Source organism: Campylobacter showae, assembly GCF_004803815.1.
Classification (GTDB): Bacteria; Campylobacterota; Campylobacteria; order Campylobacterales; family Campylobacteraceae; genus Campylobacter_A; species Campylobacter_A showae.
Map to the genome: position 1 here is coordinate 1,547,408 of NZ_CP012544.1, position 24,476 is coordinate 1,571,883.

At 46.9% G+C, this 24,476-nt stretch carries 23 protein-coding genes; 5 read left to right on the plus strand and 18 right to left on the minus strand.

Annotated features, from left to right (window positions below; translation table 11 throughout):
• Nucleotides 1-26: 26 nt before the first annotated feature.
• The 12 genes from CSHOW_RS07625 to CSHOW_RS07680 form a co-directional block, all read right to left on the minus strand.
• Nucleotides 27-2,387, minus strand: a complete 2,361-nt coding sequence (locus CSHOW_RS07625) for an STT3 domain-containing protein (protein ID WP_002949861.1) — start codon at nt 2,385-2,387, stop codon at nt 27-29.
• Nucleotides 2,377-3,516, minus strand: coding sequence for an N-acetylgalactosamine-N,N'-diacetylbacillosaminyl-diphospho-undecaprenol 4-alpha-N-acetylgalactosaminyltransferase (gene pglJ, locus CSHOW_RS07630; RefSeq protein ID WP_002949869.1), 1,140 nt, complete (start codon nt 3,514-3,516; stop codon nt 2,377-2,379). The genes CSHOW_RS07625 and pglJ overlap by 11 nt, the downstream gene beginning before the upstream one ends.
• Complete coding sequence (locus tag CSHOW_RS07635) at nt 3,513-4,496, minus strand: glycosyltransferase family 2 protein (protein WP_002949871.1); 984 nt, start codon at nt 4,494-4,496, stop codon at nt 3,513-3,515. The genes pglJ and CSHOW_RS07635 overlap by 4 nt, the downstream gene beginning before the upstream one ends.
• 1 nt (nt 4,497) lies before the next feature.
• Nucleotides 4,498-5,562 carry a glycosyltransferase gene (locus tag CSHOW_RS07640; RefSeq protein ID WP_002949873.1) on the minus strand — a complete coding sequence of 355 codons (1,065 nt, stop codon included), beginning with the start codon at nt 5,560-5,562 and terminating at the stop codon, nt 4,498-4,500.
• A gap of 93 nt (nt 5,563-5,655) precedes the next feature.
• Nucleotides 5,656-6,411: a glycosyltransferase family 25 protein gene (locus tag CSHOW_RS07645; RefSeq protein ID WP_002949874.1), complete on the minus strand. Its 756-nt coding sequence runs from the start codon at nt 6,409-6,411 to the stop codon at nt 5,656-5,658.
• Nucleotides 6,408-7,922 (minus strand): MATE family efflux transporter, encoded by a 1,515-nt coding sequence (locus tag CSHOW_RS07650; RefSeq protein WP_002949875.1) that lies wholly within the window; start codon nt 7,920-7,922, stop codon nt 6,408-6,410. The genes CSHOW_RS07645 and CSHOW_RS07650 overlap by 4 nt, the downstream gene beginning before the upstream one ends.
• A complete protein-coding gene (tviB, locus tag CSHOW_RS07655; RefSeq protein ID WP_002949876.1) occupies nt 7,922-9,154 on the minus strand; it encodes a Vi polysaccharide biosynthesis UDP-N-acetylglucosamine C-6 dehydrogenase TviB in 1,233 nt (410 codons plus the stop codon). The genes CSHOW_RS07650 and tviB overlap by 1 nt, the downstream gene beginning before the upstream one ends.
• Nucleotides 9,151-9,594, minus strand: a complete 444-nt coding sequence (locus CSHOW_RS07660; RefSeq protein WP_002949877.1) for an ecotin family protein — start codon at nt 9,592-9,594, stop codon at nt 9,151-9,153. Before CSHOW_RS07660 ends, tviB begins: the two co-directional genes overlap by 4 nt.
• A complete protein-coding gene (locus CSHOW_RS07665) occupies nt 9,591-10,913 on the minus strand; it encodes a UDP-glucose dehydrogenase family protein (RefSeq protein WP_002949878.1) in 1,323 nt (440 codons plus the stop codon). Before CSHOW_RS07665 ends, CSHOW_RS07660 begins: the two co-directional genes overlap by 4 nt.
• The gene (gene galE, locus CSHOW_RS07670; RefSeq protein WP_002949879.1) at nt 10,910-11,896 is read right to left on the minus strand and encodes a UDP-glucose 4-epimerase GalE; all 987 of its coding nucleotides are present in this window, start codon (nt 11,894-11,896) and stop codon (nt 10,910-10,912) included. Before galE ends, CSHOW_RS07665 begins: the two co-directional genes overlap by 4 nt.
• A gap of 182 nt (nt 11,897-12,078) precedes the next feature.
• A complete protein-coding gene (locus CSHOW_RS07675; RefSeq protein ID WP_002949880.1) occupies nt 12,079-12,990 on the minus strand; it encodes a DNA ligase in 912 nt (303 codons plus the stop codon).
• Nucleotides 12,987-14,045, minus strand: coding sequence for an NAD-dependent epimerase (locus CSHOW_RS07680; protein WP_002949882.1), 1,059 nt, complete (start codon nt 14,043-14,045; stop codon nt 12,987-12,989). The genes CSHOW_RS07675 and CSHOW_RS07680 overlap by 4 nt, the downstream gene beginning before the upstream one ends.
• Nucleotides 14,046-14,264: 219 nt before the next feature.
• Between CSHOW_RS07680 and CSHOW_RS07685 the strand changes: the two genes are divergently transcribed.
• Nucleotides 14,265-15,587 carry a DUF1565 domain-containing protein gene (locus tag CSHOW_RS07685; protein WP_002949883.1) on the plus strand — a complete coding sequence of 441 codons (1,323 nt, stop codon included), beginning with the start codon at nt 14,265-14,267 and terminating at the stop codon, nt 15,585-15,587.
• Between the two features lie 46 nt (nt 15,588-15,633).
• Here the strand turns inward: CSHOW_RS07685 and CSHOW_RS07690 are convergent, their stop codons facing one another.
• Both CSHOW_RS07690 and CSHOW_RS07695 read right to left on the minus strand, forming a co-directional pair.
• The gene (locus CSHOW_RS07690; protein ID WP_002949885.1) at nt 15,634-15,909 is read right to left on the minus strand and encodes a hypothetical protein; all 276 of its coding nucleotides are present in this window, start codon (nt 15,907-15,909) and stop codon (nt 15,634-15,636) included.
• 14 nt (nt 15,910-15,923) lie between these two features.
• Complete coding sequence (locus tag CSHOW_RS07695; protein ID WP_002949887.1) at nt 15,924-16,841, minus strand: 3'-5' exonuclease; 918 nt, start codon at nt 16,839-16,841, stop codon at nt 15,924-15,926.
• Nucleotides 16,842-16,904: 63 nt separating this feature from the next.
• On the opposite strand from CSHOW_RS07695, the gene waaC reads away from it, so the two are divergent.
• The 4 genes from waaC to rfaQ are packed head-to-tail and all read left to right on the plus strand — an operon-like array spanning nt 16,905 to nt 20,629.
• Nucleotides 16,905-17,891 (plus strand): lipopolysaccharide heptosyltransferase I, encoded by a 987-nt coding sequence (gene waaC, locus CSHOW_RS07700; RefSeq protein ID WP_002949900.1) that lies wholly within the window; start codon nt 16,905-16,907, stop codon nt 17,889-17,891.
• Complete coding sequence (locus CSHOW_RS07705) at nt 17,884-18,777, plus strand: lipid A biosynthesis lauroyl acyltransferase (RefSeq protein ID WP_002949902.1); 894 nt, start codon at nt 17,884-17,886, stop codon at nt 18,775-18,777. Before waaC ends, CSHOW_RS07705 begins: the two co-directional genes overlap by 8 nt.
• Nucleotides 18,771-19,544, plus strand: coding sequence for a glycosyltransferase family 2 protein (locus tag CSHOW_RS07710; protein ID WP_002949904.1), 774 nt, complete (start codon nt 18,771-18,773; stop codon nt 19,542-19,544). The genes CSHOW_RS07705 and CSHOW_RS07710 overlap by 7 nt, the downstream gene beginning before the upstream one ends.
• Nucleotides 19,541-20,629 carry a putative lipopolysaccharide heptosyltransferase III gene (rfaQ, locus tag CSHOW_RS07715; RefSeq protein ID WP_002949906.1) on the plus strand — a complete coding sequence of 363 codons (1,089 nt, stop codon included), beginning with the start codon at nt 19,541-19,543 and terminating at the stop codon, nt 20,627-20,629. The genes CSHOW_RS07710 and rfaQ overlap by 4 nt, the downstream gene beginning before the upstream one ends.
• A gap of 278 nt (nt 20,630-20,907) precedes the next feature.
• Here the strand turns inward: rfaQ and CSHOW_RS07720 are convergent, their stop codons facing one another.
• The 4 genes from CSHOW_RS07720 to CSHOW_RS07735 all read right to left on the minus strand — a co-directional run bounded on the left by CSHOW_RS07720 (nt 20,908) and on the right by CSHOW_RS07735 (nt 24,358).
• The gene (locus CSHOW_RS07720) at nt 20,908-21,297 is read right to left on the minus strand and encodes a hypothetical protein (RefSeq protein ID WP_002949915.1); all 390 of its coding nucleotides are present in this window, start codon (nt 21,295-21,297) and stop codon (nt 20,908-20,910) included.
• A gap of 6 nt (nt 21,298-21,303) precedes the next feature.
• Nucleotides 21,304-22,131 carry a hypothetical protein gene (locus tag CSHOW_RS07725; RefSeq protein WP_002949916.1) on the minus strand — a complete coding sequence of 276 codons (828 nt, stop codon included), beginning with the start codon at nt 22,129-22,131 and terminating at the stop codon, nt 21,304-21,306.
• Nucleotides 22,132-22,272: 141 nt separating this feature from the next.
• Entirely contained in the window at nt 22,273-23,031 is a 759-nt protein-coding gene (locus CSHOW_RS07730) for a polysaccharide deacetylase family protein (protein ID WP_002949917.1), read from the minus strand.
• Nucleotides 23,021-24,358, minus strand: coding sequence for a hypothetical protein (locus CSHOW_RS07735; RefSeq protein WP_050770758.1), 1,338 nt, complete (start codon nt 24,356-24,358; stop codon nt 23,021-23,023). Before CSHOW_RS07735 ends, CSHOW_RS07730 begins: the two co-directional genes overlap by 11 nt.
• Nucleotides 24,359-24,476: the final 118 nt, after the last annotated feature.

Consider the following 24,476-nt stretch of genomic DNA (forward strand, 5'->3'; position numbering starts at 1 on the left):
AAAATTTTCCTTTAAATTTTGCGCCATCATCTTAGCAACCTATAAATTTTAACCGCGCCGTTTAAAACGACCGGCTCAAACAGCTCTTCGTCGTAGTTTTCGAGTACGAAAAGCTGTATGTAGGCCGAGTTTAGCACCGCTTCGTCAAGCACCAAAAACCGTCTGTAGTCCTTCATAAAAATGAGATAAATTTTGCCGTCCGCGTTCATCTCGTGCTTTTTGACGACTAGTTTGTCTTTCTCGTCGTAGCTTGTTTCAAAGTACGTATTTACGGATATTTCGCGCTCGCCGATATAGACTTTTGACGCGTCGCCCGATACGCTAAACCCTCCGCCGATATTTATCGTATCGCCGTCCACCGAGTAAGGTTTGCCCGGATAAAATATCGCTCCGTACTCCTCGCCACTGTTTAGATCGAGGTTTGAAAAGCGCAAAACGGCGCTAAAGATATCGATCATGGAGTCAGGCAGATAATAATAAATCTCGCGCGTTTTTTGCGGCGGGCGAAAATCCTTGCTATTTAGCGAATACAAAAACGAATTTACGCTAGTGGCGTTGTAGTCCTTCATCATCTGGTTTAAATTTAACCCGAATCTCTCGCTAAAATTTCGCTCGGTGTATTCGACCTCTAGGCGGGCCATATTTGCCGACATGCGCTGATTGCTAGCTAACGCAAAGCTCACGGCAAAGTTATCCCTGCCTAGGTGCTTACCGCCGTCGATGAGAGTCTTGACGTCTGCGTAGTAGCGGATCGGATAGCCGTAGTCCCACCACGCCAGCACATAGTCCTCGCGCCCCGCGATTTTGTGCAGTTTATCCAGACTCTCGACCTCGCTTTTGGCAAATACCGTGCCGACTTTGTAGCCATAAATGTGCTCTAAGCAAGGTATCAAAGAAAGCGCGGCGATACAAAAGACGCAAATTTTTTCTAAAAGCGCGTGCTTTTTGAGCGAGCTTAGGCCTGAGACCATAAAATAAGCCGCCCCGCAAATAAGCGTCGCCGCCGCAAACGTGGCTAGATATACGCCAAGGCTCACATCGTCGTCAAAATTTGGCGCAAAAACTGGAGATTTGCCGTGCAAAAGGCTGTAGTATTTATCAAAATATAAAAAGAAAAACGCAAAAAACGCCGCTAGGCAAACGGTGCAAAATTTGTCTAAAATTTTATCTTTTTTAAAAAGACTCACGCAAAGCACCGCAAAATATCCAAATCCTATCGCCATCACGGGCACCGAGTAGATCGTAAATCTAAGCCCGCCTTTTAGCGCCAAAAACCCAAGTAGCAGCATCGGAAGCGCAAGCAAAAAGGAGCGAAATTTAAGACAAAGCGCCGCGACTCCAACGAGCGATAAAACAAAAGTAACGATATGACCGCTGATACGCTTAGCAAAGGCATTTATCGACTCAAACTCAAACGAATAATCGCTCATTTCCATTATCGTTTTATTTACGTTATAAAAATGAAAAACCGGCTCGCTACTCTCGGAAACCCCGCGAAATATGTAAAATTTAAGCTGAAATAAAATTTGATTTAGCCCGCCGCTAAAGCCAAGTAAACCTACGGCCAGAGCTAGGCACGCGGCTACTACGCGCTTGTCCCAGATCTGCGGACGAAATCTCATCGCTAGATAAAGCGCGACCGCAAGCGCGCTTTTAGCGTAAAAATCGATATACGTAAGTGCAACTATCATCAAAATAGCCGCTTCGTAATTTAGCGCGTTTTTCCTATCAAAAACCAAAGTATAGAGCAAAAATGCGCCCAGCATGGCGAAATTTAGCGAGTACGAGCTCGGATACCACCAGTCGTTTATCAGGATAAAAATCGGGATAAAAATGAGATCGTTTACGTTTTTTTTCTGCGCGAGGCGTATCATCGCCCAGACGCTAAACGCAGGAAGCACGATCGTGAGCATATCGGTGTCGTAGTAGCCCGCCATCGTGCGGTTGTAGTAGCTGTTTGCGATACTAGCTAGCAGCGCCGCCGCAAAGCCCATGCCGGGCATCTCGTACTCTTTGCCTATCAAAATCACGGGAATAACGATAAGCGAGCTAAAAAACACGCTCATATAAAGCAAAATACTCTCGAAACTAAAAGGCAAAATTTGATACAAAAAATACGTAAGTGTCGGCATCGAGCGGCCGTAGTAGCTAAGATCGTTTGGCTGATGAAAGCCCGCTATCATATCGCGCGCGCCCTCGGCGAAGGCATAGCCGTCGTTCGTGCTGATCATGAGCTGATCGTTCCAGAAAAAGTGCTGATATTCGCCCGCCCAGTACACCCAGTACAACCTGCAAACCACGCTAAAAACAAACGCCGCAAGCATCAAAAAACAAGTCTGTTTTGAAAATTTAAATTTATCCAAGAGTCCAGAAATTTTACTCGACATTTTTACCCTCTAAGTATCCTATGAGCTGCGCCGCGACGGCATTTTTATCAAATTTTGCTACGCGGCCATAAGCTCTTTTTTCATAATCTCGTCTCAAATTTTCATCTTCAAGCGCACGCCTCATCGCTTCTTCCATTGATTTTTGCATCGCTTTTTTGTCGTCAACAGGCACGAGGATGCCGTATTTATCATCGCCCAGAAGCTCTCTAGCGCCGCTTTTATGATCGGTAGAGATGATAAATCTCTCGCAAGCAAGCGCCTCTAAAAGCACGTTTGAAAAGCCCTCAAACCTCGAAGCACAAAGGAAACACTGCGCGTTTTTGATAAATTTAAACGGATTTTTATCTGTGCCTAGCAGCTTTACTCGCTCGCTCACGCCAAGCTCGTCGATCAAATTTTGAAGCTTGCCTTGCAAAGGCCCCTTGCCTAAAATCCCAAGCGTCGCGCGCTCATCGTTTAAATTTGCGATTATTCTTATTAACATCGCTTGATTTTTACCGCTATCAAGCCGCCCGATATTTAGAAAAAACGGCTTAAATTTATCCTCTAGCGGCTTGTTTGCAAGAGTTTTTATCGCCGCCAAATCGACCGCATTATATAGCACCTTAGTTTTTGCGGCGTCGCAGCCGAAATTTCGCACGAGATCATCGGCGTTTCCCTGCGCGTTGGCCAAAATCAGATCGGCTCTAGGGTAGAGCGCCTTAACTAAAATTCTATTAGCAAGCCCGCTAAGTCCGCTTTTATAGATGACCGACGGACAGCTACGCTCGCTTATAACCATCCGTCCTTTTACTCCGGCGATCCTTGCTAAAAGCGCGATGTAGCAAGGACGGTTCATTAAGACAAAATGCAGATCAATAGCCAAATCGTCGCAAAGTTTTTTATAGTTTAAGGCTAGAAACGGAAACAAAAGTCCCAAACGGAAAAGCTTTTTTACGCCGCTCTCATACGGATCTGAGCGCTCGAGGAAGTGGACTTTTACCGCGCTTGGTATCTCGTAGGCTACGACCTCGCTCATCAAAACGAGATGAACTTCGTATTTTTCGCACAGAGCCGGGAGCAAATTTGAAACCACGCGCTCCGCGCCGCCCGGCCCCATCGAGTAGAGAAAAACGGCTAATTTTTTCATTTGCCGTGCGTTTTTTTATATATCCAAACGCGAATTTTAGTTAAAAATAAAATCATCGACTTTGGAAACGGGCTTAAGATCAGCATCGCAAGCGCTTCTTTTGTAAATTTAAATTTGAGGCTTTTAAAAAGATATTCGTACATTTTTTTGTATTCTCCGCCGAATTTGGCATAATACGCCGCCATTTTGTATAGGATCGCGATGTGAGAGTCATTTACGCGGAATTTCGGATCGGCCGAATTTGCTCCGTTTGCGCTAGCTTGAGCGTTTTTCTCGGCGATCTTTTGCAAAATAAGCTCCGCAGTCATCGCGTAGCCTTTCATTATGCAAAGCGGGCGTTTAAACGAGTTTATCGTGACGCTGTCGCTGCGGTGAAAGCGGTAAATACGCACTGCGTCGTGCAGATAGTAAGCAGGAAGATCAAAAAGATAGATCCAAAGCGTATTTTCGCTACCGTAAAGCCCCTTTTCAAAGCGCCTCTGACCGATGGCGCCGCGGCGAAACATTATCAAAAACTCGCCCGTTATCTTGCCGTCGTAGTAGTCCTGCGGCGAAATTTCCCCGCTTTTACTCAGTCCAAATCCCGAAAATTTCGTCGTCGGCTCGCCGTCAATCTCAAAGTAACAGTTCGCCCAGACGCTAGCATACCCCTGCTCTAGCACGGCCGCCATCTTGCTTATGGCGCCTTCTATCAGCAAGTCATCGTCGTCTAGTATCACGAAAGCATCACCGCTAGCGTGGTCAAAGCCGTTGTTTTTATTTCCGTTTGGGCCGCGGTCGTAGGTTTGATTTAGGACGTATTTTACGTTGTCAAATTTAGCGACGTAACTCTGCGCGAGCTCGCGCGTACCGTCGTTTGAGTTATCGTCGCTGATTATGATTTCTTTGTTTTCGTAGTCCTGAGCCAGCGCGCTTTTTAGAGCGGCCTCAAAAAGCTCTTTGCGGTTGTAGGTCGGGATTATTATGCTTACTTTTAGCATTTTAGTTCTTTATATTTTGCGTGATAAAATCCATCCACTTTTGATAAATTTGATCGGTTTTAAAGGCGTTTTTGCGCTCGTTGGCGTTTTTTACCAGCTCTTGCCTAAGCTCCTCGTCGCGCATCAAGAGTTCGATTTTACTTCCGAGCGCTTTTACGTCGTCTATCGGTACCAAAAATCCGTCCTTGCCGTCCTCGATGAGCTCTTTTGCGCCGCTTGTAGCAGTCGCCACCCTGGCGCAGCTAAAAAATACGCTCTCGATTAAAACGTTTGGCAAGCCCTCAGTTTTAGAGCTTGAGACGAGGATTTTAGCCCTTTCGTAAAGCGAAGCGACATCGCTCGTTTGCCCGATAAATTCGGCATCCAGATGTAGCTGCTCGTGCGCGATGAGCTCTAGCCTTTGCCTCTCCTCGCCAGCGCCCGCTATCACAATTTTCCACTCTTTTAAAAGCTCTTTATCGACTAGGCTCATAGCCTTTAAAAATACGTCGCAACCTTTAAGCGAGATGAGACGGCCGACGAAAAGGATGATATTTTCCTTCGGCAAGCCCTGCTTTTTGGCTTCAAACATCGGATTGTACATCACGGTTTTATTTTTTACGAAGCTATAGTATTCGTAGTCCTCTTTTGTTAGCACCGTGAGTCCGCTAGCTAACGGATAGAGCATACGGCGTAAAAACAGCCAGCCGCGCCCTTTGAAAAAATCGGCGCTTGAATGCTCGCTGATAAAAAGCGGCTTGTTTATAAATAAATTCGACAAAATCACGTTGATATTCGTGCTATCCATCGAAGAGATAACGACGTCAAAGCCGCCGTTTTTGATCAAATTTCGCTGATAAAAAAACTTTTTCACGCGCCTGATTAAATTTGCGAAAAAGCCCTTTTTTACCATCGGGAAAGGCAGATCGATCAGCTTTATCCTCTCGTCCAGCTCGTAAAACGGCGGTTTGGTGTCAAATTTTAAAAGCGTTACGTCGTGAAATTTCGCAAAATAGCTCGCTAACAAGCTCATCACGCGCTCGGCGCCGCCTGCTTGCAGGGTCGAAATTATAAATAAAACCTTCATTCTCTCTCCAAATTTTAATCGGTACGCGAAAATTTAATAAATCTTCAAAATTATTGATTTTATAAATTTTGAGCTTTATAATCGCTTAGTTTCCTATCTTTTAAATATTCGCTCATAGCCTAAAATTGCCGCTTCAAAGCGCGTTGCGGCGACATATTTTAAGCTATTTAAACGAGCTAGCGGCGAGACTTTTACCTGCGTTCTTTGCACTCGCTCGGCTTGGATATTTGAGTCTGTTAGATCGGTCGGATGTGCGAAGATATCGCTAAAATACATCTTTAAGCCGTTTTGCAAAAGCAAAATCCGCCAAAAATCAGCCACGCAAAGCGCCCTTTTATGCGTTTGCAAGATCTTTTCCGCCGCGCGCCTATCAAGCACGTAAGCAGCCGCTCGGTAAATCGTGCCGTAAGAGCGCTTTGAGACTAGCCAAAAATCATCCTCCAGCTTTTTACCAAATGCGCTAAATCGCCCCTCCAGCCCGTCCTGCGCACCGCAGATGAGAGCCGAACCCTCGTCCATCTTGGCAGCCGTTTCAAACGCCTTTTTCACGCCATCCTCGTCTCCGATAACGTCGTCTTCTAAAATGAGCGCAAATTTGGCGTCGCTTTTTAAAAACTCCTCGTAAGCGCACACATGAGAGAGCGAGCAACCGATCTCGGACGGGCTTAGCAGCCTGTCGTAAGCCTCAAGGCTAGGTAGCGCGTAGCCGTAGTACTCCTTTGCGCTCATTGTCCTGCCGTCGGTCGCCTCAACGAGCTTAAATTCGCCGTAGTTTTTAAACCGCTCTTTTAGCTTTTCTCGGCGCGCCTCATCGCTTTTTAGCGAGATAACGAATACTAATTTTTTCATCTTTTAAACTTCGATTTGATTTTATTTATCACGATCAGCTGCTCTCTTTTGTCAAATATCAAAAACAAGCTCGCGGCGTATCCCACTGCAAGCAAAACCGCCGAATACGCGGCAAATTCGCCCCAGCTTGAAATTTGCACAAAATTTCGCAGCCAAAAAAACAGCCCGCAAACGGCCGCAAAAACGGCTAAATTTTTAAAATAAACGCCGTAAAAAGTGGTAAGCGGCAGGCTCAAATTTAAGGCAGCATTTATGAGGTCAAACCCCAAAATCCGCACCGAATAAAGCGCGGCGCCGATAGCAACCATACCGTAGATGCCGTAGTCCGTAAATTTAAGCACGGCAATCTGCGCCAAAATCGTGCCGGCACCCAAAATGGTGTTTGCTATCGCGGGGCGCTTTAGTTTATTGGTCGCGCTGTCGAGATTAAAAAGCGAAAAAACGTAGCTGATAAATATAATCGGCACCAGGGTTATCATCGAGAGATTATAGATTAGACTTATCTCGTCCGCGCTTTTAAACGGTAGCCAAAGCGTGTAAAATTCGCGTCCAAAAGCCACGAAAATAGCCGCTGGCACACTCATAACAAAAGCCGTAACTCTCATCGAAAATTTAGCCTCAGCTACGAGCGCGGTCAAATTTGATTTAGAGTAGTGCTCGACGAATTTTGGCGCAAATATCGCGCTAAGCTGCGCCACAAAGCTTTCCAAAATGATCGGAGCCGCCTTTGAAACGGCTAAAATTCCCGTCGCGTTCGCGCTTAAAAATATGTTGCAGATAAATAGATCCATACCGCTCATAAGCACGCGGTTTAGGGCGTTAAAGCTATTATAGACGCCCGATTTTAGCAGCTCTTTTATCCGCGCAAAGTCAAATTCGCGCGGGTTAAATTTAAGCTCCGGAGTGATACGGCGCGAAACCCAAACGCTCGTAAAAAACACAAAGAGCGACGCGACTAGAGCGGAGATCGCGATATAAGCGATCATCGGTCTGAAAAAATAAAAAAGCGCGACGATGAGAACGGCCAAAATGGCGCTAGACGCGGCGTTGCGAACGGAGATGATGTAGAGCTTGTTTTTGATAAACATCGAGACGCTGATGACACCGTTAAAAAGTCCGACGCAAAAATTTATAAAATAAAACGCAAAAGTAAGCCGCACGTCGCTAAGCAGCGCGTCGCTGACGTTTAGCACGCTTTGTAAATTTAAGATAAAAATGCCGACACCCAGCAAAATCAGAACGCAAAAAAAGATATTTACGACTAGAACCGACGAGTAGTAGGCGTTAGCCGCGCGGGTGCCCCCTCTGTGCCACTCGTACGCGACGAAACGGCCGCTAACCGAGTTTATCGCAGCGGTTACGACTAGAGCATAAGCCACGATAGCGTTAGACAGCCCGACAAAGCCGTAGGCTTCGTTGCCTAGGCTTTTTAGAATGTAAGGCGTGAGGAAAAAATTTATCCCCATCGAGACGATAAAAACGACGATGGAGCTGATCAAATTTACGAGCATTACAGCCTTGCGTCGGCGTTTTCGTAAACGTTTTTGATATCGTAAACGAGAGCTTTGCTAAATTTTAACCCTTTAAATTTATCGTGAGCGACGGCGATCACGACGCAGTCGTAGTCCTCCTCGTCAAAGCTTTTTAGCGGCACGATACCGTATTCGTGCTTTACCTCGGCCTCGTCCGCCCACGGATCGTAGACGTCCACGCGGCAACCAAAATCCTTAAGCTCCTCGATCACGTCTATCACGCGCGAGTTACGGATATCCGGGCAGTTTTCTTTAAACGTAAGGCCAAGCACCAAAACGCGAGCCGAATTTATCAAAACGCCCCTTTTTATCATCAGTTTTACGACCTGATCTGCGGCGTATTTGCCCATATTGTCGTTGATGCGGCGTCCGGCTAGGATCATTTCCGGATGAAAGCCAAGCTCCTGCGCCTTGTGCGTGAGGTAGTATGGATCTACGCCGATGCAGTGGCCGCCTACTAGCCCAGGGCGAAAATTTAAGAAATTCCACTTCGTGCCCGCAGCCTGCAAAACGGCGTTCGTGTCGATGTTCATCTTGTTAAATATCATAGCAAGCTCGTTCATAAAGGCGATGTTGATATCGCGCTGCGTGTTTTCGATGACCTTGGCGGCCTCGGCGACCTTGATAGTAGGCGCTTTATGCGTGCCGGCTGTGATGATCGAGCGATAGACCTCATCGACCTTGTCGGCTACCTCGGGCGTCGAGCCGCTAGTGATTTTTTTGATTTTAGTTACGGTGTGCTCTTTGTCGCCCGGGTTTATGCGCTCCGGCGAATATCCGCAGAAAAAGTCCTCGTTAAATTTAAGCCCGCTCTCTTCAAGTAGCGGCACGCAAATCTCCTCCGTGACGCCAGGATACACGGTGCTTTCATACACGACGATATCGCCCTTTTTTAGCACCTTTGCGACGCTTTGCGTAGCTTTTACGACGGGCGTCAAATCAGGGCGCTTGTTTTTGTCTATCGGCGTCGGAACGGTAACGATAAAGAAATTACAATCCTTTATATCGTCCAAATTTAGGCTAAATTTCATACCGTTTTCTATCGCTTTTTTCATCTGTTCGCTGCTTAGCTCTAGCGTGCGGTCATACCCGCTTTTAAGCTCCTCGATGCGAGCGGCATTGACGTCAAAGCCCGTAACTTCGTATTTCTCGCTAAATGCAGCCGCCAAAGGCAGCCCAACGTATCCTAGTCCAATAACGGCTATTTTCATTTATTTTTCCTTTTTAATTTTTTTGGTTCTATCGTTTTTACGCGTTCATACATTCTTATTTCCGCGCCTACTCCTTGCGGAGTTATGATTTTAACGGGGCTAACGCCAGGTAAAATTTGAGTGAATTCGTAATAAACCCGCCTCTTTTTCTTTCCGTCCTTGCAAAGCATCATCGTTTGCGCCAGCTCGTCACCGACGCTAAATTCATAATAAATCCCGCGCGCGTCCTCTTTTTCCTCGAGTTTTCCGCCGAGTAAAAAGGCAAAGTTGCAGTCGATTTCTATTTCTTTAAAAAACGCGACTTCGTATTTAAAATAATCAGGCGGCATCTTTGAAATAGGTAGCTCGAAAATATTTTCCTCGGTTTTTGTCGTACTTTCGCCCGCTAAAAGCGCAAACGGCAACGCGCAAGCCGCGATAAAAAGTAAAATTTTCCTCATGATTTCACTCCTATTTGGAAATACTTAAAGCCTAAATTTGCTAGATTTTTCGCGTCGTATTGATTGCGCCCGTCAAAGATCACGGCGTTTTTTAGCCGTTGTTTCATCTCCATAAAATCAGGCGATCTAAACTCGCTCCACTCGGTAACCAGTGCGAGCGCGTCGGCGCCGTTTAGCGCGTCGTATTTGTTTGGGGCGAATTTTAAATTTGAGTTAGGTAGATATTTTTTGGCTTCGTTTGCGGCCTTTGGATCGTAGGCGACGACGTTTGCGCCCGCGTTTTCTAGCGATTTTATGAGCACTAGCGAGCTAGCTTCGCGCATATCGTCGGTGTTTGGTTTAAAAGCAAGCCCCCAAAGCGCCACGGTTTTGCCGCTCAGATTTCCGCCGAAAAATGCTGAAATTTTTTCAAAAAGCACCGTTTTTTGTGCCGCGTTTCTAGCCTCCACCGCGCTTAAAACCTTCGGCTCAAAGCCGTTTTGCCTGGCGGTGTAGATGAGCGCCTCGACGTCCTTTGGAAAGCAGCTACCGCCGTATCCGCAGCCAGGATATATAAAGCTATAACCAATGCGAGAGTCGCTACCGATGCCTTTTCGTACCAAATTTACGTCCGCTCCCACGCGCTCGCAGATACCTGCGATCTCGTTTATGAAGCTTATTTTAGTCGCTAGCATCGCATTTGCGGCGTATTTGGTCATCTCGGCGGACTTTACGTCCATAGCGATAAAGCGGTCGTGATTTTTCATAAAGGGCGCATAAAGCTCGCGCATAACGCTTTGCCCCCACTCGCTGCTAGCGCCCACTACGACGCGGTCTGGCTTTAAAAAGTCCTCGACTGCCGCGCCCTCCTTTAAAAACTCGGGGTTTGAGACGACCTCAAATTTGACGTCCAGGTTCCTCTTTTTTAGCTCGCCTGCGATCACTTCGGTTACCTTCTCTGCAGTGCCTACGGGGACGGTTGATTTATCTACGACGATTAGCGGCGAGGTTAAATTTTGCCCGATGCTTTTTGCGACTTCTAGTACGTAGCGCAGATCGGCCTGCCCGTCCGCGCCCATAGGCGTGCCAACTGCGATAAATAGCACGCTAGCGTGCGCCAAGGCCTCTTTTATATCGACGCTAAATTTGAGTGCGCCGTTTACCCTGCACTCCGCGACGATCTCAGAAAGTCCGGGCTCATAGATCGGTATGACGCCGTTATTTAGGGCGTTTATCTTGGCTTCGTCTACGTCTACGCATATGACGTCGTTGCCCATTTTAGCTAGGCACGCGCCGCTAACGAGCCCCACGTAGCCAGTGCCTACGACTGCGATCCTCACAGCCTCTTCTCCCACTCAAGCGCAGTTTTTATGATGAGCGCTAGATCCTCTCTCTTAGGCTGCCAGTTAGTTAAATTTCTTATCTTTTCGGGCTTTGCGATGAGGCGCGCTGGATCGCCCTGCCTGCGAGGCGAGTTAATAACCTTAAAATCAACTCCGCTTACTTTTTTAGCCGTTTCTATAACTTCCTTTACGCTAAAGCCGCGGCCGTAGCCGACGTTAAAGATTTCGCTTTTTTCGTGCTCGCTTAGATACTCTAGCGCGCTTAGATGCGCGTCAGCTAGGTCGCTAACGTGGATATAGTCTCTCACGCAGGTGCCATCCGCGGTCTGGTAGTCGCTACCAAAAATCCCCATACTCTCGCGCTTGCCCAGAGCCGTCTGTGTCGCGACTTTGATTAGATGCGTGGCGTTTGGATAGTTTTGTCCGATGAGCCCCTCCTCGTCGGCGCCCGCGACGTTAAAGTAACGCAAAATCGCAAATTTGAAATTTTCATTTGAAGCGGCGTAGTCTTTGATGATCCACTCGCTCATTAGCTTGCTTCGGCCGTACGGATTTATCGGATTTGCCGCGGTTTGCTCATCGACCTCTCCGATCTCGGGCTCGCCGTAAACCGCCGCCGTGGAGCTAAAAATAAATTTATTTACGCCATACTGCTTGCAATAGGTCAAAATTTTAGCGACGTTTGCGGTGTTGTTTAGGTAGTATTTTAGCGGATCTTGAGTGCTTTCAAAAACCTCGATAAATGCGGCAAAATGGATAATCGCGTCAAATTTACCCTCCGCAAAAATCCCGCTTAAATCATCTTCCAAATTTGCCTTTACAAACCTAAATTTACCGATTTTCTCAAGCGCGTCAAGCGCCTTTGTAGTACCTTTGCAGAGATTATCCACGACCGTTATCTCGTACCCGCCTTGCTTTAAAAGAGCCTTTAGCACGTGAGAGCCGATATAGCCCGCCCCGCCTGTTATTAAAATTTTCATAAATTTACCTTTTAAAATTTAGATTTTCCGATTTTATCATAAAAGATAAAAAGGTAAAATAAAAAATGCGGCGCCGTCAAGCCCGCACGCCAAATTTAGCCGTCCTATCACACGCTTAGCGTAAATTTACGGCATCCTTTACAAAGCAAACAATCGGGCAAATTTGACCGAAACGGCCGCATTTAATCCTCTCTAACCCGCAAAAATACCGGAAACCTAGGCAACCCTTTTGCGGTTAAATTTTGATATTTGTAGGTTATTATAGAGCCGATTTTAGGCGGGTTTGCGCGATCTTCGTCGCTAAAGCCAGAGCCCACCTTAAATTTAACCCCGCTAGCAATTTGCTCGTCTGGGTTTGAGCCGGCCACGCCGATCGATTTGCATGTTACCGAACCCATGAGTCCGGCGTATTTGCCCGTGCCCGCATTTACCTCCGTTACCTCGCACTCGGCGTCTTTAAATTTTTTATATTTCAGCGCATTTTTGCTTCGTTTTCGCTCGTATGGCGCGTTTGGTTCGCGCACGACGGCGCCCTCTCCACCTTTTGCGATGACGGCCTCCGCAAACGCCTCAAATTCGGCGTTATCTTTTACTTTTACTTGCTTGATTATCTTTAAATTTTGCCCGGCTTGCGGATTTTGCAAGATAAATTTTTCAAGCTCGCTAAGCCGCTCTAAAAGCCCGCCGTTAGCCTCAGGCACGTCAAAAACGTAAAATTTGATCTCGCTCCACGCTGTAACATTTGGCGTTTTATCCATCACGGTTGATTGGATTTTTTCAAATTCGCCCCGCGCAGTGTAAAGCTCGCCGTCAAGTGCAAACGGCGGAAAATGCGCGCTCCAGCCCCCTGGCGCGGCTAAAATTTTGCCGTTTCTGGATAGCAAATTTCGCCCGTCCCAGTAGGCGCGCACGCCGTCAAGCTTCTCGCTAGCTAGCCAGCCGCCGACATTTTGGCCTTTGTATTCGCTAAGTTTTAAAAGCTCAAATTTAGCTTTTTTAGCAGTATCTGCACCCGCTGCATTGTTTAGATTTTCGCTCTGCGCCGCCAAAGCAAAATTTAAAAAGACGGCGATCAAGAGCGCGAAAAATCTCAAATTTTAACCCCGTAAAACTCGCAGTACCACTCGATAAACCTAGCCACCCCGTCATTTACGCTAGTGTTTGGCTTGTAGTCAAAGTCCGCTACCAGATCGCCCACGTCCGCATAGGTCGCAGGTACGTCGCCGGCTTGAAGCGGGAGGAAGTTTTTCTCTATCTCGCGGCCGATTTTTAGCTCGACGGCCTTGATGTAGTCCATAAGTTCTACGGGACTGTTGTTGCCGATATTATAGACCTTAAACGGCGCGCTTGACGTGGCAGGATCCGGGCGCTTCGCGTCCCACGCCGGATTTGGCTTGGCGGGGTTATCGATGCATTTGATTACGCCCTTTACGATGTCGTCCACGTAGGTAAAGTCGCGCTTCATCTTGCCGTAGTTAAAGACGTCGATTTTCTTGCCTTTTAGCGCGGCGTCGACAAATAAAAACAGCGCCATATCAGGGCGTCCCCATGGTCCGTAAACTGTAAAAAAGCGAAGTCCAGTCGTTGGCACGTTAAATAGATGCGAGTACGTGTGCGCCATCATCTCGTTACTCTTTTTAGTCGCTGCGTAGAGACTTATTGGGTGATTGACCGCTTCGTGCGTAGAAAATGGCATGTTTTCATTTAGGCCGTAAACCGAGCTAGAGCTTGCATAGACTAGGTTTTTTATCTCATTGTGACGGCAGCACTCTAGGATATTCATAAAACCTGTGATGTTGCTATCGATGTAGGCTTTTGGGTTTATAAGCGAGTAGCGAACGCCAGCTTGTGCGGCTAAATTTACCACTACGTCAAATTTCTCTTTAGCAAAAAGCTCTTTCATCGTCTTTTCATCAGCAAGGTCTGCTTTTATAAATTTTAAATTTGGATGCGTTTTTGATGTGATAAGCTTGCCGTAGTCTATCTCGCTCACGTCAAAACCAGCCGTTTTTAGGCGAGCAAGCTTTAAATTTACGTCGTAATAGTCATTTATAACATCATATCCAACGACCTCATCTCCACGTGCTACAAGAGCATTTGCAAGGTGAAATCCTATAAATCCAGCTGTTCCAGTTACTAAAATCTTCATATTTTTCCTTTGTGATTTGACGTTATTTTAGCACAATCTCATTTATTTCGCCGTTAGCCTGCGCGCCTCGAGGTAAAATTTGAGCAAATTTGCGCGGCTCTGGGGTCAAATTTGACGTTTAAATTTGCAAATTTAAGCAGTGATTCTTAAACGAACTTTTAAAAATTTTACTATTTTACTGCTATAATCAACTAGCCAAATTTACACGAGGAGACGACGATGCCTAGTTTCAAAAAAGCCGCTCTGCCTTGCCTGTTTAGCGCATTTGCCCTGCTCGGACACGCAGCCGAGCTCTACGTCTCAAAAGATCTGGGCGACAACGCAAACGCGGGTACCAAAGAAGCGCCGTTAAAAAATATAGAAAAAGCCGCCCAGATAGCCCAAGACGGAGATAAAATTTACGTCGCCGAGGGCAGCTACTACGGGCTAAGAGACAAAGGCTTTATCATCGTCAAAAAGTCCGTCGAGATCTACGGCGGATACTCTAAGGACTTCGCCGAGCGCGATGTTTTAAAGCACCAAACCCGCATCATGCCGCCCGCGTCCGTTAACGGCACGGGCTCGTCAAATCCGCTAGTCGAGCTAGACGTCGTCGCAGCGCCCGGAGAGAGGCTCATTTTTGACGGCATTATATTTGACAAAGGCGACTCAAACGCCTATGACGCAAGCAGAGGCAAGCCAAGAGGCGTTGAAACAGGCATGCTAGTTCTGCCGCCAGGAGTCGGTCAAAACGGCAAGAACGCAAACGTCATCACTGCGGCAAAACCGCTTTTGGGCGGTAAATTTTTGGGCGGCGGCGAGCTTACGATACGAAACAGCGTCTTTGGCAACGGCAACAACTCGGCGATTAGACTAGGCGCTCACGGCGAGGTAAATATCACAAACAACGTCTTTGTCGCAAACGCCATCAGCACCTGCGAAATCTGGGGCGCGAAAAATCAAGCTGACGCCGTCAAAATCGACTTTAGCTACAACACCATGCTTTTTACCTGGCCGCGAACGGCTAGCTTTGGCGACGGCGGCCAAGGCTTTAAGATCATGACCAAAGCAGACGTCATCATCCACCGCAACATCATCGGTCTCTCGGCCTTTGCGGCAATAGAACGCGCCCGCATCGATAGTCCCGTAGCCATGGAAAAAGGGCGAAAAGTACGCGTCAACGACAACCGCTTTTTCCTCAACAAAAAAGCCGACGTCATCCTGCCGGGGCTCGGACTTTTCGAGACCATATTTGCAAAGGATTTTGCAGATGTGGATCTCTTTGACGAGGCGGTCGGTAACGAGGAGCTAAAGGACGACAGATCGCTAAGAAAAGCCATAAACAAGGCGTATCTAGAGGGATTTTTGGACGCCTCCTACAAAGAGAGCGTGGATTACGATCCAAACTCGTTTACAAACGAGCTAAGAAGGGTGCTCGGGATAAATCAAATCGCGACCGGACAAAGCGAAGTATCGATGTTTGCCAACAAATATCCGCTAAAAGACGCGGTTAGGCTCTTTGGCGCGGTAGAGGGCTACGGCGCGCAGGAGATAAAGTACTGATTTACTAGGCGTTTTGTCTAGAAATTTGACGTTTGTGAGATCGGTTTTAGCTATTTTGGCGGTTTGTTTTCGTGCCGTCTTTCGTCAAATTTGATTTAGTCGCGGTCAAATTTGCAAATTTGCAGCTATTTTTTGCGGCGTTAGGTTGCGTGTCTTTTTCGTCAAATTTTATACCGTAGCCGCTAAAGCGAAATAAAATTTGCCCAGTAAAAGCCAAATTTACTAATCGCTCGCCAAACCGAGTCAAATTTGACCGCACCCTAAAAACATACGCGTCAAATTTACCAAGCCCGTGCCGTTTCGAGCCGTTTTGGCCTGCCAAATTTCGCTAACCTCTCACTGCTCATCCAAATTTATCTCGGGCATATTTTCTTCGGTGTAGTACTCCTCTACCCCTGCCTGCTCGTCGTCATCTCCGAGTTCGGGCTCATCCTCGTAGTTTTGCGTCTCAAGGCGCACCAGTTCGCGATCGACCGCCTCGCAAAAAACCGGCGTATAGCCCATCTGGGCGCAGTTTGCTCCGAGCCACTCGCTCATCACCGAGATATCGTCCGCGTAATCATCAAGCGTCAAATTTCCGCGCAAAAGCTCGTATTTTAGGAAAAGCCAGTAGGTGTTTAGCACGTCGCTTTCGCAGTATTCGTTGATCTTGTCGATCTTGCCGTCAAAAAACAGCTCCATCACCTGATCGCCGTGCACGTCGTATTTGCCTGGTAAATTTAAGCTAGCGCAGAGCGTATCGAGCTTTAGCCCGCGCACGGAGCCAAACTCGCTCACGTGATCGAGCAGATCAAAGTGAAATTTGCCGCTGTACCTGTCGCGGTAGTTGCCATCCCATTTGCCTTTACCGAGCTCCTTGTTTTCGACCTCGTAAAAACTCGGAAACGAGACGTTGTACCTCATCGCGCGAGTTAAAATCATCGGCAGGTCAAAGCCCCGTCCGTTAAAGCTCACGAGGCGCGGATTGTGCGAATTTACGAAACCGATAAATTTATTTAGAATTTCGCGCTCGTTTGCGCCTTTCATCGTGCTTACGCGCAAAAATTTACCGTACTCGTCCGCCATCACAGCTGAAATCGCCACGACGCGGTGAAACATCACGGGTAAAAACTCGCTTCCGCTTGCTGCCTTTTGCGCGGCAAACGCCTGCCTCGCTACCTCCGCGTCGCTTCCCTCAAAGCCATAAATTTTACGCAAAAGCGCGGTGTCGGGCACCGTTTCGCAGTCAAAAACGCAGATATAATTTTTAGCCATTTCAAACCTTTTTTAGCTATTTTTGCCTAAAATGATAGCTAAAAATCTTTATAAAAGCGGTAAATGAGTAAAAATTTAAGCCCAAACATCGCCGTTATCAAGCTCTCCGCCCTGGGCGACATCGTCCACGCGGTAGTTATCTTGCAGTTTATCAAAAAGCACTTGCCGCAAGCCAAAATAACGTGGTTTGCCGACGCCAAATTTAGCGAGATTTTGTTTCTTTGCCCGCAAATTTCGCGCGTCGTATCGCTACCGTTAAAAAACGGCGAATACAAAAAAAGCTTGGAGCTGATCGCGTCTGCCAAGCAAGAGGGCAAATTTGACTACGTCATCGACCTGCAAGGACTTCTCAAATCCGCCGCAGTTGCAAAGCTTCTTGGAAAAAATAGCTACGGATTTGATAAATTTAGCGTGAAAGAGCCACTCGCGGCGCTGTTTTACGGGCATAAATTTAGCTGCGACTACGCCCAAAACATCATCTTGCGAAATTTGAGCCTTACGGCTTTTGCTTTGGGATTTAACTTTAGCGAGGATGAGATTTTAGCCAAGCAGCCTTGCTTTAGTGCTTCTCAAAGTAAATTTGAAAGCCAAAAAAAGAAAATTTTGATCGCACCCTTTGCTAGCGAGCCCAGTAAAATTTACGATAAATTTAGCGACGTTATCGCGCTGCTAGACGATCCGAAAAATGAAATTTTCGTCTGCTTTAACGGCGAAAAAGAGGAAAAAGAGGCTCTAAATTTGATAAAAAACTCAAACGCGAAAACTCTAAATTTGAGCCTAAAAGAGCTTGCAAGCTTCATCTCAAGCTGTGATCTTGTTATCGGCAACGATAGCGGCGTGACACATATCGCCTGGGCGCAAAATCGCCCCTCTATCACGCTTTTTGGCAACCGGCCGGCCGAGCGAAACGCCTTTGCTAGCCCCGTAAATTTAACGCTAGATGCGGGCAAAAAAATAGACGCAAAAAAGATAGACAAAAGCGACTTTTGCGTGCGAGATATCACGCCGCAAGCTATCGCAAACGCGGCAAAAAGGCTACTTGATGCGTGATTTATTTTACCTTTGGCTTTATAGATTTTTTAAATTTATCTTTACGGTTACGCCCGCGTTTTTGCTTGATCCATTTTTAAATTTCATCGCGTTTTTGTTTTATAAATTTGATGCCAAGCACACAAAAATCATCAGAGCAAATCTAAATTTCGCTTATGCCGGCGAGCTAACGGCCGCGCAAAAAGAGCAGATCATAAAAGACACCTACCGCAACTACGCCAAATTTGCGGTAAATTTTATAAAAAATCAAAACGCGAGCAAGGAAAAAATCTTAGAAAAAGTCGAATTTAAAAACGAGCAAATCCTGAAAAACGCGCTTGCCTCGGGTCGCCCGATCATCGTGCAAACGGCGCACTACGGGCAGTGGGAGCTGTTTTCGCTGGCGATGGCGGCGAAATTCGGCGGCGTTAGCATCGTCGGACGCGCGCTTGATAGCGCGGTCATGCAGCGCATTTTGGCGGCAAATCGCACCCGCTTTGATATCGAGCTCATCGACAAAATGGGCGGCGCCAAGCAAATCCTAAAAGCGGTCAAGGCGCGCCGATTAGTGGGCATCCTAGTCGATCAAAACACCGCCAAAGACGAGGGCGTAGAGGTTAAGTTTTTCGGGCGAAAAGTCCTGCATACGCCTGCGGTTAGCATTTTTGCGCAAAAAACGGACGCGCTCATCGTGCCGGCATTTATCCGCGAAAAAGGGCGCAACCTCAGCGAAATTTGCTTTTTTACGCCGATTGACGTTAGGGATTTTGATAAAGAAGACGCTGTACTAAAGGCCACGCAAGCGCAATCAGACGCCACCGAGGCCGCCGTACGCGAGAAACCGGGCGAGTATTTTTGGTTTCATAAACGCTTTAAGCATTTTAACGAGGAAATTTATAAATGCTAAGCGTCGTGATCCTCACGCTTAACAGCGAAAAATACCTCGACGAGGTGCTAAAAAGCTGCGAATTTGCAGATGAAGTTGTCGTGGTCGATAGCGGCTCTAGCGACGCGACGGAGCAAATTTGCTCTGGGTTTAAAAACGTCAAATTTCACAAAGAAAAATGGCGAGGATTTAGCGCGCAAAAGCAGCTGGGCGTGGATCTAGCGCGTAATCGCTGGGTTTTCGTACTAGATAGCGACGAGGTGATTTTAGAGCCGCTGAGGGAGGAAATTTTGCAGGTTTTGCAGCGTCCCGAGTTTTACGCATACGAGGTGGCGCGCGCAAATATATTTTTCGGCAAAGAAGTGCGTAATATGGGGCTTTATCCAGACTACACAGTCAGGCTTTTTGACAAGACGCGGGCGGAATTTGACGGGCGCGAGATACATGAAAAGGTCGTTTTAAAAAGCGCGGCGAAAATGAGCGATCAAATCCGTGCAGACACCGCAAAAGACGCAAATTTAACCGCCGCCAAAAATGAAATCGGCAGACTAAAAAACCACTTCAAACACTACGCATATGATAGCATCGAGCAGTTTATCGCTAAGCAAAATCGCTATTCGAGCCTTGGCGCAAAGGGCGCAAAATCAAGTAAATTTAAGGCCGTTTTAAATCCCGCATGGACGTTTTTTAAGCTATTTTTCCTAAAAGGCGGCTGGCGCGAGGGCTGGCGCGGCTACGTGATAGCAAGGCTTTACGCGCAATATACATTTTGGAAGTACGTAAAATGAAAGATAAAAAAATCAAAATCCTAGTTATGAAATTTAGAAACATCGGCGACGTGCTGCTCACGACTCCGCTCATCGAAAACCTGCGCCGCATCTACCCTGACGCGCAGATAGATTTCGCGCTAAACAAGGGCACCGAGGCGATGATCGAGGGCAACCCGAACATCCAAAACATCCACATCTACGACCGCGCAAATATAAAAGAGGTCGGCTTTTTCAAGCGACTTTGGCGCGAGCTAAAGTTTATCCGCGCTATCAAAAAGCAAAAATACGACATCGCGGTGCAGACCACGACTGGCGACCGCGGCATCATCGTCGCCAAATACGCCAAGATAAAAACCATCGTGGGCTTTGAGGGCAAAAATAAAGCCGTAAATAAAATTATAACGCACAAAGCCCCTAAAATAGGCGGCCTGCGCCACACAGTGGATCGTAATCTAGACGCCCTGGCCGCGCTAGGATTTGAGCCTAACGGCAAACGAGTTAGCGTGTATTTTGATCCAGAGTGCATCAACCATCTAAATTTACCGCCTAAATTTATCCACGTGCACCTAACTAGCCGCTGGATGTTTAAGTGCGCGGACGACGAAACTATGGCCGCGATAATCGACTTTTGCGAGGGGCTTGGCGTGCGGGTCGTGCTAACGGCCGACAACAACGACGCCGAGCTTAAAAAGCTAGACGCCGTGCTGGCGCTATGCTCCTCTAGCCCCGTAAATCTGGGCGGCAAACTCACCCTAAAGCAAACCGCCGCGCTCTCGAAGCGCTCTGCGATGTTTATCGGCGTAGATACGGCGATCATGCACCTAGCCGCGGCCAACGACGTGCCCGTGATCGCGCTGTTTGGGCCTAGCGGGGCGTTTGAGTGGGGGCCGTGGGATAATGATCTAAACGAAAACGGCTACACGCAGCGCAACGGCAACCAAACTATGGGCAAGCACGCGGTATTTCAAAAAGACTGGGACTTCGTACCGTGCGACAAAGAGGGGATGATAAAGCACGGCGTGGAGCGGACGCTGATGAGATTTGAGGGCGAGGAGCTAGAGGCGATAAAGAGCAAAATCAGGGAAAATTTGAGCCGAAACTAAGCGCGCTTTGTAACATACGGCCGTTTTGGCTAAATTTTACGAGCAAATTTGAGCCGCGAGCGGTAAATTTGGTATCTTTGGTCAAATTTGGCGATTAAATTTATCGGCTCAAATTTTGTAAAGTCAAATTTGATTTGAACGCTGGCCGTCAAATTTGACCTTCTTGATTTTATAAATTTGGGCGCTTAAATTTGACGCCTAGGCCTTCTTTTTGTTAAACATATAAGAAATCACGAAAACGAGCAAACAAATGGGCGCAACGATAACAAACGCTATACTCAAGACTGCCGCACGCTCGCCCAAAAAATACCCCGCCGCGAGGCATACCAAAAACCCGCCGTAAAAAGCACCGAGCGATAAATTTTTACCGTAAAAAGTAGCAAACTAAGATTTGGATTTTTTATAAACAGCCTGCTTGGCTTAAAATTTTTATACTTTTTGAACAAATACCAAAGCAGCGCGCAAGCCAAAATCGCAAATATCGCCGCAAAAACGGCAATCCTTAGCGCGCCCTCAAAAGGCAAAACCGCCAAAATCAATGCCGCTGCCCACCAAACAAGCAAGAAAACTATCGGCAAAGCGAGCAGATATCTCGCTGCCCTGTGAAATTTATACCTTTGTTCTGGTTTTATCCTTTTTCGGCTAATTTCGTTAAGATAAAATTTCAACCAATCTTATCCGCCGTGAATCCACATATCCAGCTCCTGTTCTGCCGGAGCTTTGATATCAAAATTTATATTTCCGCAATTATCGTATGAGAATTTACGTCGCAAATGCTTCATATGAGTATAAGCTAAGACTTCATTAAGGCTTTCTAAGTTCTCATATCCGTTTTTTATTCGCATTAAATTTTCTTTGCTTTTGATTTTTGTTAAATCTTCCTTATTGTTAAGCTCGATATACCAACTTATATAACCAGGTCTGGCATAATTCACAAAAAATTTATTCTCTTTTATTAAAAATGATTTTTCTAAAAACATTTTTCCACCATGAAGCGGATTTTTCTCTTCGGACAAGATGATAGGCTTTTTAAAGCCTAAAATTTCATCCTTATATACAAAATATTTTGATAGATCGGAGATATCTATTTGCATCTTGTCTTTTATCTCATAATCAAAACTCTTTCTGTCGGTATTTTCAACCAAAAAATCAAACCAGTTTTCTTCATTAAAATCGCCGATTAGATAGAGCTTGGAGATGTGCGCCGTATAAAAACTATGGCCGAAAATTTTTATATCGTGCTCATCGATAATGGTATTTCGCAGAACCTCATAGTCGTGATATCTTTTAAAATAATTTATAGCGGCATTTTGAAGTAGCTCTTTGTTACTCAGAATTCTATTCTCTTTTAGACAATATCCCTTTTGATATTTGTAATAGCTAAAAATATTAACTATGCAGGAGCCTTGCGAAGTGGAGTAATCCGGCACGATGCGGATAAACAGGGCGCAGAAAAGTAGCGCCGTGGCTATGATTTTAAATTTATATTTGCGAAATTTCATCACGATCCTTTAGACGCCAAAGCGAGCAAAAACCTCGCCGCGCGAAATTACGTCCATTATTTCGCGCCTCTCAAATTTGGGCCAAATTTTAGCTAGACTCGTCAAAATGCCCAAAGTTTACTCAAAATTTAGAGCAAAATTTTACTTCTTTATCTTCGAGTATATACCGCCCAAAATGTCGTTTTGATAGATAAAAAGCGTGCGCTTTAGCCACGCAGCGTCCTTTTTAGCGGCGATGCGCTTGATAGCAGATAGGTCGCCGCCTGGTCTATTTATACCTCGCTGCGTCGTGAAAAACGCCTCGTAGCCCGCCTGCCTAGCTAGACGGATCAAATTTTCGTCGTATTTGCCGCGCGGCCAGCACAAAATTTTATCCTCGATGCCCAAATTTGCGCGCATAAACTCGCGGCACCGAGCGAAATTTTCCTCAGGCGGGAGCGCGCCGAAATACTCGTCAAAATGCGTGTGCGTATGCGAGTGAAAGTCAAAAACGTCCCGCATCGCAGCTATCTCGTTAAGACTCAAAAATACGTCCTGCGGGCGCTGGGGCGCTGCTTTTTTGTATTCGGAGTGAGTTAGCTCGATAAACTCGCCCCGCCGCATGCTCGCGCGCTCTATCCACTGCGTCACTAAAAATATCGTCGCCCGCAGCCCAAACTCGCGCAAGACCGGGTAGGCGTAAACGTAGTTGTCCTTCCAACCGTCGTCAAAGGTGATGAGGACGCTTTTTTTAGGCACGGCTAGCTCGCCTTTTTTGTACAGGGTAAACTCCGCCGCGCTTAAAGTTTTATATCCCGCCTCCGCTAAAAACCGCATCTGCGAGGCAAAATCCTCTACGCTAGAGGCGATAAATCCGCCCTTTTTTAAAACGTGATGATACATCAAAACGCTAACGCTCAACGCCGCCTCCTTTAGCTTCTGTCCGCGTGGCTAGCAAGACGAAAAATCCTAGCATATAAAACATATAAAGTATGCGTAAATTTATCGCTTCAAACAGCCCGCGCACGCCGAAATAACACGCTAACGAGATAAAAATCGCCGCAAAAAGCAGCTCGCGCGAGCGTAAAAAATGCCTAAACGAATATGCTAAAAGCGAGACAAAGCCTCCAAACATCAGCGCAGTGCCGACCGCGCCGTAGTAGTAGTAGTGTCCGATAAAAAAAGGCTCGTCGTTAAACCAATACCGCTCGCCGTTTGGCCTCGTCTGCATCATCGAGATCTGCGCGCCCTTGTCCGCCTCGCCCCGCAAAAAGGCGTCGTACTGCTCCTTGCCGTATCCAAGCCCAGTTATCGCGCGCGGACTAGCAAAAAGCAGCGGCAAGCGCTCCTTTAAAATCAAATCGCGCCCCGAGCTAAAGCCCGCACCCGCGATACGCTCCCTCATACTCTCGTTTTCGAGACTTGCCTCGCTCACTATACCGATCTGCAAAAATTTATACATCGCCGTGGGCGAACTCAAAACCGCCACCGACGCGCCCGCGACGCAAACGGCAAAAATAACGGCAAAGAGTTTAAATTTACGCTTCGCTTCGCCGCCTAAGATATACAAACAAAAACCAAACAAAACAAAACAAACCAGCATCGCTCCCCAGCTGCCCCTAACGCCGCTCAAAACATCAAGCCCTACGGCTGCTAGACAAAGCGTGCCGCACGCAACTCGCGCCCAAAGCCGCCTAAAAATAAAAGCTCCCGCTAGCGCAAAAGGCAAAAATCTATCCACGTAGTCCGCATACGCTCGGCGCACGACCCGCGCGTCAAATTCGCTCGCGCTACCAAGCCTCTCAAACTCGCTAAAAAGCGGCGCGGCGTAGTAAATGCTAATAACCGCAAAGGCCGCTATCAGCGCGTAAAAAAATGATTTTGCTTGATCGGTCTCGCCGTTTGCCACGACGTAGACGATGAGCAAAAAAGCAAATCCGCGCCCAAACTCGCCCGCAGCGTTGCCCAGCGAATCAAACTGCGGCGCGTAGGGAAAGGCCGAGATCAAAAACGCGTAAAAGGTAAATGCGATAAGACAAAACGCTGGCGCGCGAGAAAGACTGAAATTTACCCCGACTCTTGCGGCAAATCGCGTCCTATCCGTGAAATAAAGACAGATCGCGCAAACAAGCGCGAGGTAAAGCGAGATATTTTTCGCCGCCGTCATGCGCGGGATATGCTCGCAGGCGATAAAAACGCAAACAAGATATAAGGCGGCGTTTTGCAAGCGGTTTTGTAGCTTCGTCATTTTCTCCCTTAATTTTAAAACGCCCATTATAACGATAAAATCATTAAAATCCAGTAAGCGGTTTTTGGCTAAATTTTACTCGCAATCGCTCAAAAACCGGCCGTAAATTTATAAATTT

Excerpts from the sequence above, each read along its gene's own strand:
- galE (WP_002949879.1), bottom strand. The coding sequence starts at position 11,896 with ATGAAAATTTTAATAACAGGCGGGGCGGGCTATATCGGCTCTCACGTG.
- waaC (WP_002949900.1), top strand. The coding sequence starts at position 16,905 with ATGAGTAAAAATTTAAGCCCAAACATCGCCGTTATCAAGCTCTCCGCC.
- CSHOW_RS07725 (WP_002949916.1), bottom strand. The coding sequence starts at position 22,131 with ATGAAATTTCGCAAATATAAATTTAAAATCATAGCCACGGCGCTACTT.
- pglJ (WP_002949869.1), bottom strand. The coding sequence starts at position 3,516 with ATGAAAAAATTAGCCGTTTTTCTCTACTCGATGGGGCCGGGCGGCGCG.
- CSHOW_RS07650 (WP_002949875.1), bottom strand. The coding sequence starts at position 7,922 with ATGCTCGTAAATTTGATCAGCTCCATCGTCGTTTTTATCGTCTCGATG.
- CSHOW_RS07680 (WP_002949882.1), bottom strand. The coding sequence starts at position 14,045 with ATGAAGATTTTAGTAACTGGAACAGCTGGATTTATAGGATTTCACCTT.
- tviB (WP_002949876.1), bottom strand. The coding sequence starts at position 9,154 with ATGAAAATAGCCGTTATTGGACTAGGATACGTTGGGCTGCCTTTGGCG.
- CSHOW_RS07695 (WP_002949887.1), bottom strand. The coding sequence starts at position 16,841 with ATGGCTAAAAATTATATCTGCGTTTTTGACTGCGAAACGGTGCCCGAC.
- CSHOW_RS07625 (WP_002949861.1), bottom strand. The coding sequence starts at position 2,387 with ATGTCGAGTAAAATTTCTGGACTCTTGGATAAATTTAAATTTTCAAAA.
- CSHOW_RS07685 (WP_002949883.1), top strand. The coding sequence starts at position 14,265 with ATGCCTAGTTTCAAAAAAGCCGCTCTGCCTTGCCTGTTTAGCGCATTT.
- CSHOW_RS07660 (WP_002949877.1), bottom strand. The coding sequence starts at position 9,594 with ATGAGGAAAATTTTACTTTTTATCGCGGCTTGCGCGTTGCCGTTTGCG.
- CSHOW_RS07640 (WP_002949873.1), bottom strand. The coding sequence starts at position 5,562 with ATGAAGGTTTTATTTATAATTTCGACCCTGCAAGCAGGCGGCGCCGAG.
- CSHOW_RS07735 (WP_050770758.1), bottom strand. The coding sequence starts at position 24,358 with ATGACGAAGCTACAAAACCGCTTGCAAAACGCCGCCTTATATCTTGTT.
- rfaQ (WP_002949906.1), top strand. The coding sequence starts at position 19,541 with ATGAAAGATAAAAAAATCAAAATCCTAGTTATGAAATTTAGAAACATC.
- CSHOW_RS07705 (WP_002949902.1), top strand. The coding sequence starts at position 17,884 with ATGCGTGATTTATTTTACCTTTGGCTTTATAGATTTTTTAAATTTATC.
- CSHOW_RS07710 (WP_002949904.1), top strand. The coding sequence starts at position 18,771 with ATGCTAAGCGTCGTGATCCTCACGCTTAACAGCGAAAAATACCTCGAC.
- CSHOW_RS07645 (WP_002949874.1), bottom strand. The coding sequence starts at position 6,411 with ATGAAAAAATTAGTATTCGTTATCTCGCTAAAAAGCGATGAGGCGCGC.
- CSHOW_RS07635 (WP_002949871.1), bottom strand. The coding sequence starts at position 4,496 with ATGCTAAAAGTAAGCATAATAATCCCGACCTACAACCGCAAAGAGCTT.